This window comes from Streptomyces sp. NPDC001744 (genome assembly GCF_042892575.1).
Lineage (GTDB): Bacteria > Actinomycetota > Actinomycetes > Streptomycetales > Streptomycetaceae > Streptomyces.
In genome coordinates, this window is sequence record NZ_JBIAUG010000015.1 from 47,206 (window position 1) to 62,535 (window position 15,330).

Consider the following 15,330-nt stretch of genomic DNA (forward strand, 5'->3'; position numbering starts at 1 on the left):
GCCGGCGGTACGGCGTTCCGGCCGGAGCGGCGACTCGGTGGCGAGCGGTGCCGGGGCGGGCGGCCCGACCCGGCGGGGGCGATGCCCGGGTGCGACAGGAAAGCACCGGCGCGGGCTCCGCGAAGAACGGGCCGCGACGGGGCCGGCCCACCCCGCCCGGACGCGCGTCCGCGTCCGGGCGGAGGCGTTAGCGGAACGTGAGTGAGACGTGAGCGGCGGGCGGGAGAGTGGTGCCGACCGGCGGGGCCGGTCGGCCGGACAGTCCCACCGGCCGGCCGGCCCCGCCGGTGGAGCGAACCGGAACGAGGAGGACGCCCCGCGCCGTCGCGGCGGGTGCCGCGGAGGGGGCGGCATCCGCGCGGAGCGGGGCACCGGTGCGCCGAGGACCGGTCCGGAGGGGCGGGTGGGGCATCGGCCCCGGCCGGGCCGGACCCGGGGCGGGCCGTGGGGGCCCGCCCCGGGCCCCGTCCGGTCGGAGCCCGTCCCGCCCTCCTCGGACCGGTTGTCGCCCGGGGCCGGTTCCCGCTTCCCGGGCCGCTTCCCGGCTCGCGTCCGGACCCGTGTCCGGCGGACCTCCCGGGCCGTGGAGTCCCCGCCGGAACCGCCCGGCGGTCTTCCGTTTCCCGGACAACCACGTGGTCGCTGGTCTGGACCTCTCGGGTGCGGAGCGCCAAGCTCTCCGTATGGACTTGGAGTTGAGGCACCTCAAGACGATCCGGGCCATCGCGGACGCGGGGAGTCTCACCCGCGCCGCCACCGCGCTCGGACTGGCGCAGCCCGCGCTCAGCGCCCAGCTCAAGAGGATCGAACGCGCCCTGGGCGGGACGCTCTTCGAACGGGGCCGGGAGGGCGTACGGGCCACGGCCCTCGGCGACCTCGTCCTCGAACGCGCCCGCGTGGTGCTGCCCGCCGTGTGCGGACTCCAGGAGGAGGCCGTGCGGTTCGCGCGCGACGGGGCCGAGGGCTACCGGCTCGGCGGCACGCACGGACCGCTCCTCGGCGGCCTCGTCGACCGGCTCGCGCGCACCGAACCCGGCGCGTCCGTGACCACGTACACCTCCTGGTCGGAGCGCGAGATCGCCGGCGGGGTGGCCGCGGGACGGCTCGACTTCGCCCTGGTCGGGGTCTGCGGCGAGAGCAGCCCGCCCGAAGCGGGACGGCTGGCCTGGACGGAGGTCGCCCGCGACCCCGTGTACGTGATGCTGGCCGCCGGACACCCGCTGGCCCCCCGCACCGAGGTCGGCCTGGCCGAACTGGCCGACGAGGCGTGGACCGACGTGCCCGGCGACGGCTGTTTCGGCGACTGCTTCGCGGCCGCGTGCGTACGGGCCGGCTTCACCCCGGCCCGTGTCTACGAGGCGGACACCGCCTCCTGCGCGCACCTGGTCCGGGTCGGCCGGGCCGTCGGCCTGTGCCGGGCCACCTTCCCCGCGACCCCCGGCATCGTGACCCGCCCCCTCGCCGGCGCGCCGTTGGTCTGGCGGCACCTGCTCGGCTGGCACCCCGAGGGACGCGCGGCCGGCCGGGCCGCCGCCGTGCTGCACCACACCCGGGCCGCCCACGAGGAGGCGCTGGCCCACAGCGCGGGCCGCACACCGGCCCCGCCGCCCCGGGAGGGCGGTCCCCGCTGACGCGTCCGGGCGACGGCGGGCCGTGACGCCGCCGTCCGCCCGGCCATAACGCCGTGGCAGGGGCCGTCTGGCAACTGCCGCCCCTCCGGCGGGATCCCTACGGTTTCGGCAGATCCCCACCGCCAACCGAGGAGACTCCCCATGCTCCGACGACACGCCCGCACGGCGTGTACCGTGCTGGCCGCCGCCGGCCTGGCACTGGCCGGCCTCCAGGCCGGTTCCGCCACCGCGGCCCCGCACGACGAGGACCGCGTCCCCACCGTCCGGACGGCCGCCGACGCCCTCGGCGCCGCCTCCGCGCAGCCCGAACTCCTCCGCGCCATGCAGCGCGACCTGGGCCTCACCCGTGCCCAGGCCGAGAACCGCCTCGCCAACGAGGCCGAGGCCGGGGCCAGGGCCGCCGGGCTCCGCCAGGACCTGGGCGCCGCCTTCGCCGGCGCCTGGGTGGAGGGCGCCGAGTCCGGCACCCTGACCGTGGCCACCACCCGCGCCGCCGACGCGGCCGCGATACGGGCCTCGGGCGCGAACGCCCGGGTCGTGACGCACGGACTAGCCGCCCTGGAGCGGGCCAAGGAGGCCCTGGACCGGGCCGCCACCGCCGACGCCCCGGTCCGCTACGTCGACGTCCGCGCCAACGTCCTCGTCGTCGAGGAGGCACGGGCCGGAGCCGGCGCGCGGCTCGTCGCGGCCACCGGCGTCCCGCGCGGCCTGGTGAAGGTGGTCCGCACCACCGAGGCGCCCCGCCCGCTGTACGACCTCCGGGGCGGCGACGCGTACTACATGAACGGCAGCGGGCGCTGCTCCGTCGGCTTCCCGATCACCAAGGGCACCACGCAGGGCTTCGCCACGGCCGGCCACTGCGGCCGCGCCGGCACCACCACCAGCGGCTTCAACCAGGTCGCCCAGGGCAGCTTCCAGGCGTCGGTCTTCCCCGGCAACGACATGGCCTGGGTCGCCGCCAACTCCAGCTGGACCGCCACCCCGTACGTGAAGGGCGCGGGCGGCGCCAACGTCCAGGTGACCGGTTCGGTCCTCCAGCCCGCCGGCTCCTCCGTGTGCCGCTCCGGCTCGACCACCGGCTGGCACTGCGGCACCGTGCAGCAGCACAACACCAGCGTCACCTACCCGGAGGGCACCATCTCCGGCGTCACCCGCACGACCGTCTGCGCCGAGCCCGGCGACTCCGGCGGCTCGTACATCTCCGGCAGCCAGGCCCAGGGCGTGACCTCGGGCGGTTCCGGCACCTGCTCCAGCGGCGGCACGACCTTCTTCCAGCCGCTGAACCCGATCCTCCAGAACTACGGCCTGACCCTGAAGACCACCACCGACCCGGGTCCGGGTCCGGGCCCCGGCCCCGAGCCGGGCGGCACGTGGGCGGCGGGCAAGGTCTACGCGGCCGGTGACACCGTCACCTACGGCGGCGCCACCTACCGCTGCCTCCAGGGCCACCAGGCCCAGGCCGGCTGGGAGCCGTCCGGCGTCCCCGCCCTGTGGCAGCGGGTGTGACCCGGGTCCCGTCGCCGTGACGACCGGGGGTGCCGCGGCTCCGAGGGGGCGCCGCGGTACCCCCTCCCGCCGTACCGCCGCCCGTCAGGCCCCCGCGAGGCCGCCCCGGGCGATCACCTCCGCGTACCAGCGGGCGCTGTCCTTCGGCGTCCGCCGCTGCGTCGCGAAGTCCACGTGGACGATGCCGAACCGCTTGCTGTAGCCGTACGCCCACTCGAAGTTGTCCAGGAGCGACCACAGGAAGTAGCCCCGCACGTCCGCCCCGTCCTCCAGGGCCCGGTGCACCGCCGCCAGGTGCGCGCGCAGGTACGCCACCCGCTCCGGGTCCTTCACGTTCCCCGACGGGTCCGCGTAGTCGTCGTACGCCGCGCCGTTCTCCGTGATCACCAGCGGTACGCCCGGCAGTTCGTCCCGCAGCCGGACCAGCAGCTCGTGCAGCCCGTCCGCGTCCACCGGCCAGTCCATGGCGGTGCGCGGCCCCGGCGCCGGCACGAACCGCACGTGCCGCTCCGCGCCCGCCCACGGCGACGGCGACTCCGAGGAGCCCGCCGCGACCACGGACGGGGAGTAGTAGTTGATGCCCAGCGAGTCGAGCGGCGCCGCCGCCGTCTCCAGGTCGCCGTCCCGCACGAACGACCAGTCCGTGACCGCCGCCGTGTCGCGGACCAGGTCCTCCGGGAGCCGCCCGTGGAAGACCGGGTCCAGGAAGATCCGGTTGCCGACCGCGTCGATCCGCCGGGCCGCGTCCAGGTCTCCGGGGGCCCGGGTGAGGGCCCGTACGGCGTGCAGGTTGAGGGTCAGGGACACCTCGGCGGACCCGGGCAGCGCACCGCGCAGCGCCCGCGCGCCCAGGCCGTGCGCCAGGTTGAGGTGGTGGGCGGCGCGCAGCGCGGCCAGGTCGTCGGTGCGGCCCGGGGCGTGCACGCCGCTGCCGTAGCCGAGGAAGGCGGCGCACCACGGCTCGTTGAGCGTGGTCCAGGTCGCCACCCGGTCGCCGAGGGCGTCCGCCATGATCCCCGCGTACTCGGCGAAGCGGTACGCGGTCTCCCGGTGCGGCCAGCCGCCCGCGTCCTCCAGCTCCTGCGGCAGGTCCCAGTGGTAGAGCGTCGCCACCGGCCGGATGCCGGCCTCCAGGAGGGAGTCGGTCAGGCGCCGGTAGAAGTCCAGGCCCTTGCGCACGGCCGGTCCCCGTCCGGTGGGCTGGACCCGCGGCCAGGCGATCGAGAAGCGGTAGTCCGTCACGCCGAGCCGGCGCATCAGGGCGACGTCCTCGTCGAGCCGGTGGTAGTGGTCGGCGGCGATGTCGCCGGTGTCGCCGTTGCGGACCTTGCCCGGCGTACGGCTGAAGGTGTCCCAGATGGACGGGGTGCGGCCGTCCTCGGCCGCCGCTCCCTCGATCTGGTAGGCGGCGGTGGCGGTGCCCCAGCGGAAGCGCTCGGGGAAACGGAGCGTGGTCGTCGGTTCGGTGCGGGCGTCGAGCGCGGTCATGGGGTGGGAGCTCCCTGGGGTGAGGCGTACGGAGGAGGAAGGGGCGGGGGAGGGGCGGTCAGCCCTTGACCGCGCCCTGCATGATGCCGCCGACGATCTGCCGGCCGAGCAGGCCGAAGACGAGGAGCACCGGCAGGGTGCCGAGCAGCGTGCCCGCCATGATCACGGACTGGTCGTGGACGTAGCCGCCGCCGAGCTGGCGCAGCGCGACCTGGACGGTGGGCTCGGAGGAGGTGAGGGCGACGACGGGCCAGAAGAAGTCGTTCCACGACGCCATGAAGGTCAGCAGACCGAGCACGGCCATGCCGGGCCGGGCGATCGGCACGACGATCGACCAGAAGATCCTGGCGGTGGACGCGCCGTCGACCCGCGCCGCCTCGATCAGCTCGTCCGGCAGCGACTGCGTCAGGTACTGGCGCATGAAGAACACGCCGAACGCGGAGACTAGACCCGGCAGGATCACCGACTGGAGCTGGTTCACCCAGCCGAGTTCCGCGATCAGCATGAACAGCGGGATCACCCCCAGCTGCGGCGGGATCATCATGGTGCCGACGGTGACCGCGAGCAGCGCGCCCCGGCCCTTGAAGCGGAGCTTGGCGAAGGCGAAACCGGCCAGCGTGCAGCACAGGACGGTGCCGAGGGTGATCGAACCGGAGACGATCAGCGAGTTGAGCAGCGCCCTGCCGATGTCCGCCTCTTCGAGGACCGCCCCGAAGTTCTCGATCAGGTTCGGCCCCGGCAGCAACACCGGGGGGACCTGGGCCAGTTCGGCGTTGGACCGGCTGGCGGCCACGATCGTCCAGTAGAACGGGAACGCCGAGAACAGCACGGCGACGACCAGGATCCCGTACGCCAGCGGTCCGGCGTGCAGGGTGCGGCCCGCCCGCGGGGCTCCCCGGCGGGGCGGCCCGCCGGGCGCGGGCGCGGGGGGAGCGGCCGGGGGCGCGGCGGGCGCGGCCGGGGCGGTCGGCGCGGTCGACGCGGTCATCGGGCGGCCTCCTTGCGGGAACGGCGGCGCGCGATCAGGGCGTTGGCCCCGACCAGCACCACGATGAGCAGGAACATCACCCAGGCGATAGCGGCGGCCCGGCCCAGGTGGAAGAAGCCCCAGCCCTGCTCGTACATGTACAGGCCGAGCGTCTGGTACTGGTGCGAGATGCCGCCCGAGACCGACCCTTCGAGCAGCAGCGGCTCGCCGAACAGCTGGGTCGCCCCGATCGTGGAGACGATGACGGTGAACAGGATGGTGGGCCGCAGGCCGGGCAGCGTGACGTGGAAGAACTGGCGCCACCGCGAGGCCCCGTCCATCGCGGCCGCCTCGTACAGCTCGTCGGGGATCGACTGCATGCCGGCCAGGTAGATCAGCGCGTTGTAGCCGGTCCAGCGCCAGACGACGACCGTCGACACGGCGATCTGCGAGGCCACCGTCCCGTTCTGCCAGTCGACGGGGTCGACGCCGACCAGACCGAGCGCGTAGTTGATCAGCCCGAAGTCCCGCCCGAAGAGCTGGGCGAAGACGAGGGTGGCGGCGGCGACCGAGGTCGCGTACGGCAGCAGGACCGCCGTGCGCAGGAAGGTCCGTCCGCGCATCCGGTAGTTCAGCAGATGGGCGAGGCCGAGGGCCATGACGAGCTGCGGCACGGTGGAGAGCAGGCCGATGGTGAAGGTGTTGCGCAGCGAGATCCAGAAGTACGCGTCACCGAAGAGCGCGGTGTAGTTGCCCAGGCCGCGCCACTCCATGTCGCCGGGCGTCTGGAGCTCCACCCGGTACAGCGAGACGAAGGCCGTGTAGAGCAGCGGGAAGAGACCGAAGGCGGCGAACAGGGTGAAGAAGGGGGCGAGGTAGGCGTAAGGGGAGACCTTCCGCCAGGTCCGCCGGGCGGGGCCCGGCCGGCCGGGCGGCGGGACCGGCTTCGGCCGGGCCGGCGTCTCGGGTGCGGTGAGGGTCACGGTGCGGCCCTTCGGTGTGGGGTCGGGCGGGGAACGGGGCTGCGCCGGACGGACGCCCCGGGGCGGGGGCCCGTCCGCCGGAACGGATCAGCCGATGGTGTTCTCCACGCCCTTCCTGGCGTTCGCCCACGCCTTCTCGGGCGGAGTGCCCTTGCGCTCGACCTCGCTCAGCGCGTTGGTGATCTGCTGGGCGATGTTCTGGTCGTGGGCGCCGAGGACCTGGACCGGGGCCGCCTTCGCCGCGTCGCCGAAGATCCTGCCGATGGGGGCGTTCGAGAAGAACGGGTCCTTCGCGTCGGCGATCTTCTCGATGGCGCCGGTGGCGGAGGGGAAGTTGCCCTGCTTCCGGAAGAGCCTGGTCTGCTGCTCGGGGGCGGTGAGCCACTCGATCAGCTCGTACGCCTCCTTCTTGTGCTTCGCGGCCTTCGGGACGGCCAGGTAGGAGCCGCCCCAGTTGCCGGCCCCGCCGGGCAGCTTCGCGACGTCCCACTTGCCCTTGCCGGCCTCGCCGGTCTGGCCCTTGATGTAGCCGAGCATCCAGGCGGGGCACGGCATGGTGGCGAAGGAGCCGGCGGAGAACGCCTGGTTCCACTGCGGGGACCACTGGTCGAGCTTGGCGCTCAGGCCGTCGCCCGCGGCCCGGACGGCGTGGTCCCAGGCGGCGCGCAGAGCGGGGTTGTCCTCCCAGATCAGCTTGCCGGAGGCGTCGTAGTAGCGCTCCTTCTCCTGGCCGATCATGATCGAGTAGAGGCTGCCGACGCTGTCGAGCCAGGCGCTCCTGGCGGGCGCCTTCGCCTTGTACTGCTTTCCGAGGTCCAGGTAGCCGTCCCAGGTGGCCCACTTCTTCGCGAGTTCCTCGCGGTCGGTGGGCAGCCCGGCCCGCTCGAACAGGTCGGCGCGGTAGCACATGGCCTCCGGGCCGACGTCCGTGCCGAGGCCGAGGACCTCGCCGCCCCTGCCGGTGGCGGCGGCCCACTTGGCCGGGGCGAACCGGTCCTTCAGGGAGTCCGCGCCGTACTTCCTCAGGTCCTCGAACCGGTCGGCCTGCTGCTGGGTGACGGAGGCGATGCGGCCCACCTCGATGCCCTGCACGTCGGCGAGGCCGGCGTTCCCGGCGAGCCGGGTCTGGAGGGACTTCCAGTAGTCGGCCTCGTCCTCGGTGTCCGTCTGCTTGACGGTGACGCCGGGGTGGAGCTTCTCGTACTCGGCGTAGAGCCCGGCCTCCTTGTACCCGAAGGAGCCGAAGAGATCGACGGTGAGGGTGATCTTCCCTCCCGCGCCGTCCGAGGACGCGCCGTCCTTCGATCCGCCGCAGGCGGCGAGCAGGGCGCCGACCAGCGTGACCGCGCCCAGGCGGACGGCGGTTCTTCTGGCGGCTCGGGCGATGGGCATGGGAAGCCTCCCTTGGCTCCGGAACGAGCGAGAGCGTCTGAGAGCGCTCTCAGTCATGCGGAGGGAGCGTGCCTCCGGTCCGGTCCATCCGTCAAGGCTCGAAGGCGTAACGGACGCGAAGTGCCCTGGGAGGGCAGCCGTGTTCAACCTCTTGACACGTTCGTTTCGCGGGTTCTACGTTTCCGTCATTCTGAGAGCGCTCTCAGTCGTGTCGCACCCTCGGCTCCCCACTTCTCGAACACCGCCCTCCCCACTCCGGGCGTCCCCCCTCCGAGCACCATCCGTCACGACGAATGAGGTGCCCCTCCATGCCCTCCCCCCGCACCCGGCCCGCCGCAGCGCTGGCCCTGGTCACCGCCCTCGCCGCCGTGGGGCTCGGCCCCGCCGCCGCCCCCGCGGCCGCGGCCACCGTCCCGGCGGGCGCCGGAAGCTACTCCGACACCCGCCCCGCCGGCACCTCCGGCCCCACCACCGACACCGGGACCCCGGTCACCCCCAAGGTCACCGCCGCCGCCCAGGGCAGACCGGTCCCCACCAACGACTGGTGGTCCTCCCTCGCCCTCCAGCGCTACGGGGGCAACCCGTACTCCACCCCCATGTACGGCCACCCGCTCACCTACCAGGCCGTCGCCGGCGGCCTGGAGATCGGCTACCCCACCAGCCCCGCGATCGTCGGCGACGGCCGCCAGTACGAGTTCCCCCACAAGCGCGACCTCACCCTCGGCCTCACCGGCCTCAACTCGCCCGACACCAGGGCCGACGCCTGGTCCGACTGGACCGTCACCCCCTACTGGTCCGACGGCGCCCGCACCCTGCGCACCACCATCGGCCACGGCCTCCCCTTCGTGTACGCCAGGGGCACCGGCGGCGACGCCCGCATCACCACCGCGCAGACGCCCACCGTCTTCGCCGACCAGGGCAACGTCCTCGGCATCACCGTCGCGGGCCACCACTACGCCCTCTTCTCGCCCAGCGGCACCGACTGGAACGTCTCCGGCTCCACCCTCACCGCCGGACTCGGCGGCAAGGACTACTTCTCCGTCGCCGTCCTGCCCTCCACCGACGCGCTCGCCACGTACCGCACGTACGCCTACAGCTTCGTCACCGGCTCCACGGTGAACTGGAGCTACGACGCGGGCACCGTCCGCGCCACCTACGGCCTCACCACCGAGGCCAAGGAGGGAACCGAGCGCGGCACCCTCCAGGCCCTCTACCGCCACCAGTGGCTGCACACCACCGACCCGCTGACCCCCTACACCTACGTCTCGCCCCGGGGCACCATGAAGGTCCGCGCGGGGACCTCCTTCACCACCGCCCAGAAGGCCGCCGCCACCCTCCCGGCCCTGCCCGGCAGCGGCATCGACACGGCCCGTCTGCGCGGCCACCTGAACGAGGTCGCGAACTCCTCCGACCCGTTCTCCGGAGCCGTCGACACGTACTGGACCGGCAAGGCCCTCGGCAAGCTCGCCCAACTGGTGCCGATCGCCGACCGGATCGGCGAGGGCGCGATCCGCGACAAGCTCCTCGGCCTGATCAAGGGCCGCCTCCAGGAGTGGTTCACGGCCGGCGGCGCCAACGAGTTCTCGTACGACAGGGTCTGGAAGGCCCTCACCGGGTACCCGGCCTCCTACGGCAGCGACACCGAACTCAACGACCACCACTTCCACTACGGCTACTACGTGTACGCCGCCGCGATCGTCGCCCAGTACGACCCGAACTGGGCCGCCGACTCCGCCTGGGGGACCATGGTCAGGACCCTGGTCCGCGACACCGCCAACCCCAGCCGCACCGACACCGCCTTCCCCTTCCTGCGCGGCTTCGACGTCTACGCCGGACACAGCTGGGCCAGCGGCCACCAGGGCTTCGCCGCCGGCAACAACCAGGAGTCGTCCTCCGAGTCGACCAACCTCAGCGCCGCCCTCGTCCTGTGGGGGTCGGCCACCGGCGACACCTCCCTGCGCGACCTCGGCACGTACCTCCTGACCACCGAGGCCGAGGCCGTCGCCCAGTACTGGTTCGACGCCGACCAGCAGGTCTTCCCCGGCTCCTTCGCGCACGACACCGTCGGCATGGTCTGGGGCAGCGGCGGCGCCTACTCCACCTGGTGGACCGCCAACCCGGAGGAGATCCACGGCATCAACGTCCTGCCCGTGACCAGCGGCGGCTCCCTCCACCTCGGCGGCCGCAAGGACGCGATCCGGCGCAACATCGCCGAGATGGAACGCGAGAACGGCGGCCCCGCCGTCGAATGGCGCGACATCCTCTGGGAGTTCCAGTCCCTCGCCGACCCCGCCGCCGCCAAGGCCAAGTGGGACGCGGGGAACGCCGCTTACACCCCGGAGGCCGGCGAGTCCAGGGCCCACACCTACCACTGGATCACCACGCTCGACGCGCTCGGCGCCCCCGACGCGACCGTCACCGGCTCGATCCCCACCTCCGCCGTCTTCTCCAAGGGCACCACGCGCACCTACGTGGCCCACAACCACGGTGCGACCGCCCGCACGGTCACCTTCTCCGACGGCACGTCCCTCTCCGTGCCGGCGCGTTCCACCGCCACCGGCAACGGGACGGGCGGCACCGACCCCGGTCCCGGGCCGTCCACCGGCAACACCTTCCAGCTCCGCACCGGCGGCACGCTCACCACGGCCACCGGAGCCGCCGAGAGCGCCGACACCCTCGCCTCGGCTCAGGGCGCCAATCACGACGGCACCCCGTACCGGCCGCTCGTCTACGAGGCGAGGAACGTCAACGGCACGCTCCGGGCGGGCGGTTCGACCGCCTTCCGGCTCCAGGTGGACGCCGGCACGGCCGTCGGACTCGGCCAGCAGGCCCGGATCAGCTACGACCTCACCGGCGACGGCACCTTCGACCGCACGGAGACGTACCACTACTTCGCGACGGACCCGGTGACGGGGTGGGAGGAGTACGCCCAGTCCCGGGGCCTGAAGGCCGCCACCGGCACGCTCGGCGACCTGCGGGGCGGAACGGTGCGCCTGGAGGTCTGGAGCGCGATCGGCAACGGCGACTCGCGGCTCCGGACGGGCACGGACCGGTCCGTGGTGGTCATCCCGTACGACTGACCCCGCGGAGGACCACGGCGGCGGGCCCGGGGGACGCACCCCGGGCCCGCCGTCTCCCGTCCGGGCGCTCAGGCGGAGGCGCGGCGGACCAGCGAGGTCGGGGTGATCACGGAGCTCGGCACCCCGGGACCGGTCCCGTCGAGCAGCCGCATCAGGAGCTTCACCATCAGCCGGCCCATGCCCTCGACGTCCTGGTGCACGGTGGTCAGGGCCGGGGAGGTCCTGCCGACCACCGAGGCCATGTCGTCGAAGCCGACGACCGCCACGTCCTCCGGCACCCGCACCCCGCGCTCCCGCAGGGTGCGCAGGGCGCCCGACGCCATCAGGTCGTTGGCGACGAACACCCCGTCGATGTCCGGCCGCCGGTCGAGCAGTTCCGCCATGGCGCGCGCGCCGCTCTCCTCGGTGAAGTCGCCCGCGCACAGCAGCGCGGGATCGGCGTCGAGGAGGACGTCCCGGTAGCCGTTCAGCCGGTCGATCGCCGAGGTCTGGTCGGCGGGGCCCGAGATGTGGGCGACGTTCCCGCGCCCGAGGCCCCTCAGGTGGCGCACCGCCTCCCGGGCGCCGCCCCGGTTGTCGCAGTCGACGAAGGGTACGGCCGGATCGGTGCCCGGGGCGGGCCGCCCGCCGACGACCACCGGAATCCGCGCCCCTCCGATCATGGCCGGCAGGGCGTCGTCGCTGTGCAGCGAGAACGCGAGCGCGCCGTCGACGTGTCCCCCGCCCAGATAGCGGGCGATCCGCTCGTGGTCCCCGGGGCCCTCCACCCACAGCAGCACCAACTGGGAGTCGTGAGCCGTCAGTTCGCGACTGATACCCCGTATCTGCTGCTCGAAGAACGGGTCCGAGAAGATCCGGAACTCGGGCTCCGCGATGATCACGGCGACGGCGCCGTTGCGCCGGGTGACCAGGGAGCGGGCCGCGTGGTTGGGGACGTAGCCGAGCTCCTCCACGGCCCTGCGCACCTTCTCGGCCAGGGGCGCGCGCACGCCCGCGCCTCCGTTGACGACCCGGGAGGCCGTGGCGCGGGACACGCCGGCGCGCGCGGCGACGGCTTCCAGCGTGGGGCGGGGCCCCGTGGTCTGCTCGGGCAAGGCGGGCGCTCCTCGGCTGGGTCGGCTGGAGGGGACGTGCGCGGCGTGCGGTGCGGGGCACGCGGCGCGGAGGTCGGGGCGGGGCGGGGCGGGGCGGCGTTCGGGGGATCAGGATATCTGTAGCCCGCACCTTCTGAGAGCGCTCCCAGAGAGGGAGCCCCGCGCGTTCCGGACACCCCCGCCGACCCCCTCCTCGGCGTTCGGCCGCCGCCGGAGCCTTACGGCATGGAGCCCGGCGGCGGCAGGGCACCGGACCCGGTGGTGGGTACGGGGCGGAGCCCGTCACGCCGGCTCGTGGACGCTCGCGCGGGCGAGCGGCCGCCGTACACGTCCGTTCCCCCTGGCGGGGCGACCGGCCGGAGCGCGGCGGGCCGTCACCGGCTGTGCCCCGGGCCGGGCCCGTCCGGCCGGCGGGAACGGCACGGGCCCGCCGGGCCGATGGACGGCCGGGCGGGCCCGGAACCGGAGAGGCCGCCGGACGCCCGCCCCGCAGGGGCGTGCCGTCCGGCGGCCGTGGGTCGGTCGGCGACCGTGGCTCAGCCGGCGATCCCGGTCCGGGCCGGGGCCTCCGTGCCGCCGGTGCGCGCGGCCAGCGCCTTCTGGGCGAGGACGCCGAAGACGATCGCGAACACCGTCCACAGCACGGCCTGGACGCCGAGCGACGCCATCCGGAACTCCCACAGCAGATCGGCCGGGAAGGTCGCGGAGACCGCGTCGTCGTTCGACGGCAGGACCACGAAGGCGGCGCCCGTCACGGCGACGAAGCCGAGGCCGGCCGCCAGGCTCGCGTTCCAGTTGCCCAGCCGGGGCGCGAGACGGCGCCCGGCGATCACCGCGGCGGTGCCGAGGAGCACGCTGAGCAGGATCATCAGGAAGAACAGGGCGGTGCGCCTCCCGATGGTGTCGGGGTTGCCGACGGCCGGCGGGGTCGCCGGGTACTTCAGGAACGGCACCAGGCAGACGGTGGTGAAGGCCGCGGCCGCCGTCAGGGCCGCGGTCGCCCGCGGTCCGAACCGGCCGACGCGGCCGAGCGCGAAGGAGAACGCGAGCGCGGCGACGCCGCCCAGCGCCACCCCGTACACCAGGACGCCGGTGGCCAGGCCGAAGGTGGACTGCGCGGAACGGCCGACCACCTCCTCCTCTTCCACCGCGCCGGCTCCCGCGCCGCCGTGGTCACCGTGTTCGGAGTGGGCCGTCTCCCGCGCGGCCTGCGCCTCCTCCACGGCGATGGACCTGTTCACGGAGGGTTCGCCGCCCAGGTAGGCGGCGGCGAAGGCGAACAGGCCGGCGACGAGGCCCGCGAGCATCCCGCGGACCAGCAGGGTCCTCACCATGGAGGCGTGCACGCGCGCGTCGCCCCTCAGTGGCACGGGAAGCCGAGCAGGTGACGCCCGTCGTGCACCCACTCGTGCACGCCGGAGCCCGCGAAGAGGGAGGTGGCCCCCTGCTCCGCACCCACGAAGTAGAGCGCGATCAGCGCGAGGAGACCGACGAAGAGGGCCCAGGGCAGCACGACCCGCACGGGCAGCGGAGCCGGTACGGCGACGGAAGGGGGGGAGACGGCGGCGGAGAGGGCGGCTTCGGCCATGAGGGAACCTCCTGAGGGAACTCGCGTCCCGGTCGGTGGTGCAGGACGACGGTCCACGGGTCTGACTCGCCGTGACGTCCCGGGGACGCCTCGGCATACAGTGGCGCGACCGTGCCGGGTTCCCACCGGACTTCCGTATCGCCGTCGTCACGTTGTTCAGATGTCGCTCGACGGTACCGCGTGACATGAGCATTGTTAAGGGTGTGAGGTCCGGATCACTTTCCGCGCTCCGGGCGGGGGCACCCGCCGAAGGCTCCGCGCCCCGGACACGGCCGCCCGGCGCCGCCCCCTACCGGGAAGGAACCCCGATGACAGTCCGGCTGACGCTGATCCCGCCCGCCGTGAACGACGCGCTGCGCGAGGTCCGGTTCGACGACGACGGTCCCCTCGACCCGGCGGGGCTCGCCCGCGCCGAGGCCGCCGCGGCCTTCGTCGGTCCGTCCCCGCGCGCCTACGCCTCGCCCTCCGCGCGCTGCCTCGCCACCGCGCGCGCCCTCGGCCTGCGGGCGGAACCGGTGGACGGCCTCGCCGGCTGCGCCGTGGGGCGCTGGCGGGGACGGACCCTGGAGGAGATCGCCGCCACCGAGGGCGACGCGCTCGCCTCCTGGCTGTCCGACCCGACGGCGGCACCGCACGGCGGGGAGTCCCTGCGCGACCTGCGCGTCCGGGTCGGCGTCTGGCTCGACGCCCTCCAGGAGGGCACGGGGCGCGTCACGGCCGTCGTAGAGCCCGACGTCGTGCGCGCCGCGACGGTCCACGCCCTCGGAGCGCCGGACGGTACGGCCCGGCGCCTGGACGTCCGCCCCCTGACGGCCGTTCACCTCAGCGGTCGCGGCGGGCGCTGGAACCTGCGCGCCGGGGAGCCCCTCGGAGGGGGCCGCTGACCGCCCCGGAACACCGGCCCCGCCCCGGGACCGCCGGGGCCGGACGCCGGGCGGGGTCCGCGGGACCGTGGACGCGGGCCGCCCCCGGCCCCGGGCGGGGCGGGGGGCGGCGCGGTCGGCGGTGGTCAGCAGGGGCGGATGTGGAAGACGGGCGTCCAGGAGGCGGTACCGGTGGACTTGGCCACGTTCGACCAGCGCTCGCTGCCGTTCTGGTTGTAGAAGCGGGCCCGGGTCCCGGGGGTCTGGTTGTTGTTGAAGGTGCCGTCGCCGACGCCGGTGAAGTCGTAGTAGCCGCAGCGGTAGTAGTCGTAGGTGTAGCCGCGCCCGTCCACGATGCACAGGTGGCCGTCGGCGCAGCTCACGGCCCGGTCGGGGGAGGCCAGGTCGCGGGCTCCGGGGAGGCCGGGGACGGCGACGGTGACGGTGCCGCCGGCGGTGGCGAGCCTGTTCGCCGAGATCTGGCGGGCTCGGGGTTCCTGCGCGAGGACGGCGTCGACCCGGCGCTGGAGTTCCCCGGCCCGCGCCCCGGAGAGGCCGGCGGCACGGGCCTGTTCGGCGTAGACGGCCCGCTGGTCGGTCGGAGAGGCGGTCGAGGCGTGGGCGGACAGGACGGAGCCTGCGATCAGGGCCGCGGCGGCGGCCAGCAGTGCGGCGGGACGGCGGAACGGAACACGCTTCACGGTCTTCCTCCTGCGATGAACGGTCACACCGTGTCGT

General features: G+C 74.4%; 12 protein-coding genes and 1 riboswitch. Of the genes, 4 read left to right on the forward strand and 8 right to left on the reverse strand.

Annotation, left to right across the window (positions count from 1 at the left end):
• The first annotated feature begins 683 nt into the window (after positions 1-683).
• Together ACFYZY_RS18985 and ACFYZY_RS18990 are read left to right on the forward strand one after the other, a co-directional pair.
• Positions 684-1,631, forward strand: coding sequence for a LysR family transcriptional regulator (locus ACFYZY_RS18985; RefSeq protein ID WP_388695284.1), 948 nt, complete (start codon positions 684-686; stop codon positions 1,629-1,631).
• Positions 1,632-1,772: 141 nt separating this feature from the next.
• The gene (locus tag ACFYZY_RS18990) at positions 1,773-3,137 is read left to right on the forward strand and encodes a carbohydrate-binding protein (RefSeq protein ID WP_388695287.1); all 1,365 of its coding nucleotides are present in this window, start codon (positions 1,773-1,775) and stop codon (positions 3,135-3,137) included.
• A gap of 84 nt (positions 3,138-3,221) precedes the next feature.
• Here the strand turns inward: ACFYZY_RS18990 and ACFYZY_RS18995 are convergent, their stop codons facing one another.
• From ACFYZY_RS18995 to ACFYZY_RS19010, 4 genes are all read right to left on the reverse strand, one after another.
• Complete coding sequence (locus tag ACFYZY_RS18995) at positions 3,222-4,625, reverse strand: GH1 family beta-glucosidase (protein WP_388695289.1); 1,404 nt, start codon at positions 4,623-4,625, stop codon at positions 3,222-3,224.
• 58 nt (positions 4,626-4,683) lie between these two features.
• The gene (locus ACFYZY_RS19000) at positions 4,684-5,613 is read right to left on the reverse strand and encodes a carbohydrate ABC transporter permease (RefSeq protein ID WP_388695292.1); all 930 of its coding nucleotides are present in this window, start codon (positions 5,611-5,613) and stop codon (positions 4,684-4,686) included.
• Positions 5,610-6,575, reverse strand: coding sequence for a carbohydrate ABC transporter permease (locus tag ACFYZY_RS19005; protein ID WP_388695295.1), 966 nt, complete (start codon positions 6,573-6,575; stop codon positions 5,610-5,612). The genes ACFYZY_RS19000 and ACFYZY_RS19005 overlap by 4 nt, the downstream gene beginning before the upstream one ends.
• 87 nt (positions 6,576-6,662) lie before the next feature.
• A complete protein-coding gene (locus tag ACFYZY_RS19010) occupies positions 6,663-7,967 on the reverse strand; it encodes an extracellular solute-binding protein (RefSeq protein ID WP_388695298.1) in 1,305 nt (434 codons plus the stop codon).
• Between the two features lie 308 nt (positions 7,968-8,275).
• On the opposite strand from ACFYZY_RS19010, the gene ACFYZY_RS19015 reads away from it, so the two are divergent.
• The gene (locus ACFYZY_RS19015) at positions 8,276-11,047 is read left to right on the forward strand and encodes a glycosyl hydrolase (protein WP_388695299.1); all 2,772 of its coding nucleotides are present in this window, start codon (positions 8,276-8,278) and stop codon (positions 11,045-11,047) included.
• 68 nt (positions 11,048-11,115) lie between these two features.
• Here the strand turns inward: ACFYZY_RS19015 and ACFYZY_RS19020 are convergent, their stop codons facing one another.
• The 3 genes from ACFYZY_RS19020 to ACFYZY_RS19030 all read right to left on the reverse strand — a co-directional run bounded on the left by ACFYZY_RS19020 (position 11,116) and on the right by ACFYZY_RS19030 (position 13,729).
• Positions 11,116-12,141 carry a LacI family DNA-binding transcriptional regulator gene (locus ACFYZY_RS19020; RefSeq protein WP_388695302.1) on the reverse strand — a complete coding sequence of 342 codons (1,026 nt, stop codon included), beginning with the start codon at positions 12,139-12,141 and terminating at the stop codon, positions 11,116-11,118.
• A gap of 536 nt (positions 12,142-12,677) precedes the next feature.
• Positions 12,678-13,487 (reverse strand): CbtA family protein, encoded by an 810-nt coding sequence (locus ACFYZY_RS19025; RefSeq protein WP_388695304.1) that lies wholly within the window; start codon positions 13,485-13,487, stop codon positions 12,678-12,680.
• A gap of 14 nt (positions 13,488-13,501) precedes the next feature.
• A complete protein-coding gene (locus ACFYZY_RS19030; protein ID WP_388695306.1) occupies positions 13,502-13,729 on the reverse strand; it encodes a CbtB-domain containing protein in 228 nt (75 codons plus the stop codon).
• 39 nt (positions 13,730-13,768) lie between these two features.
• A riboswitch (cobalamin riboswitch) is annotated at positions 13,769-13,925 on the reverse strand.
• A 112-nt stretch (positions 13,926-14,037) separates the two neighbouring features.
• On the opposite strand from ACFYZY_RS19030, the gene ACFYZY_RS19035 reads away from it, so the two are divergent.
• Positions 14,038-14,613: a histidine phosphatase family protein gene (locus tag ACFYZY_RS19035; protein WP_388695308.1), complete on the forward strand. Its 576-nt coding sequence runs from the start codon at positions 14,038-14,040 to the stop codon at positions 14,611-14,613.
• Positions 14,614-14,738: 125 nt separating this feature from the next.
• On the opposite strand, the gene ACFYZY_RS19040 is transcribed toward ACFYZY_RS19035, so the two are convergent.
• Positions 14,739-15,293 (reverse strand): hypothetical protein, encoded by a 555-nt coding sequence (locus ACFYZY_RS19040; protein ID WP_388695311.1) that lies wholly within the window; start codon positions 15,291-15,293, stop codon positions 14,739-14,741.
• Between the last annotated feature and the right edge of the window lie 37 nt (positions 15,294-15,330).

Excerpts from the sequence above, each read along its gene's own strand:
- ACFYZY_RS18995 (WP_388695289.1), bottom strand. The coding sequence starts at position 4,625 with ATGACCGCGCTCGACGCCCGCACCGAACCGACGACCACGCTCCGTTTC.
- ACFYZY_RS18985 (WP_388695284.1), top strand. The coding sequence starts at position 684 with ATGGACTTGGAGTTGAGGCACCTCAAGACGATCCGGGCCATCGCGGAC.
- ACFYZY_RS19015 (WP_388695299.1), top strand. The coding sequence starts at position 8,276 with ATGCCCTCCCCCCGCACCCGGCCCGCCGCAGCGCTGGCCCTGGTCACC.
- ACFYZY_RS19010 (WP_388695298.1), bottom strand. The coding sequence starts at position 7,967 with ATGCCCATCGCCCGAGCCGCCAGAAGAACCGCCGTCCGCCTGGGCGCG.
- ACFYZY_RS19035 (WP_388695308.1), top strand. The coding sequence starts at position 14,038 with ATGACAGTCCGGCTGACGCTGATCCCGCCCGCCGTGAACGACGCGCTG.
- ACFYZY_RS18990 (WP_388695287.1), top strand. The coding sequence starts at position 1,773 with ATGCTCCGACGACACGCCCGCACGGCGTGTACCGTGCTGGCCGCCGCC.
- ACFYZY_RS19000 (WP_388695292.1), bottom strand. The coding sequence starts at position 5,613 with ATGACCGCGTCGACCGCGCCGACCGCCCCGGCCGCGCCCGCCGCGCCC.
- ACFYZY_RS19030 (WP_388695306.1), bottom strand. The coding sequence starts at position 13,729 with ATGGCCGAAGCCGCCCTCTCCGCCGCCGTCTCCCCCCCTTCCGTCGCC.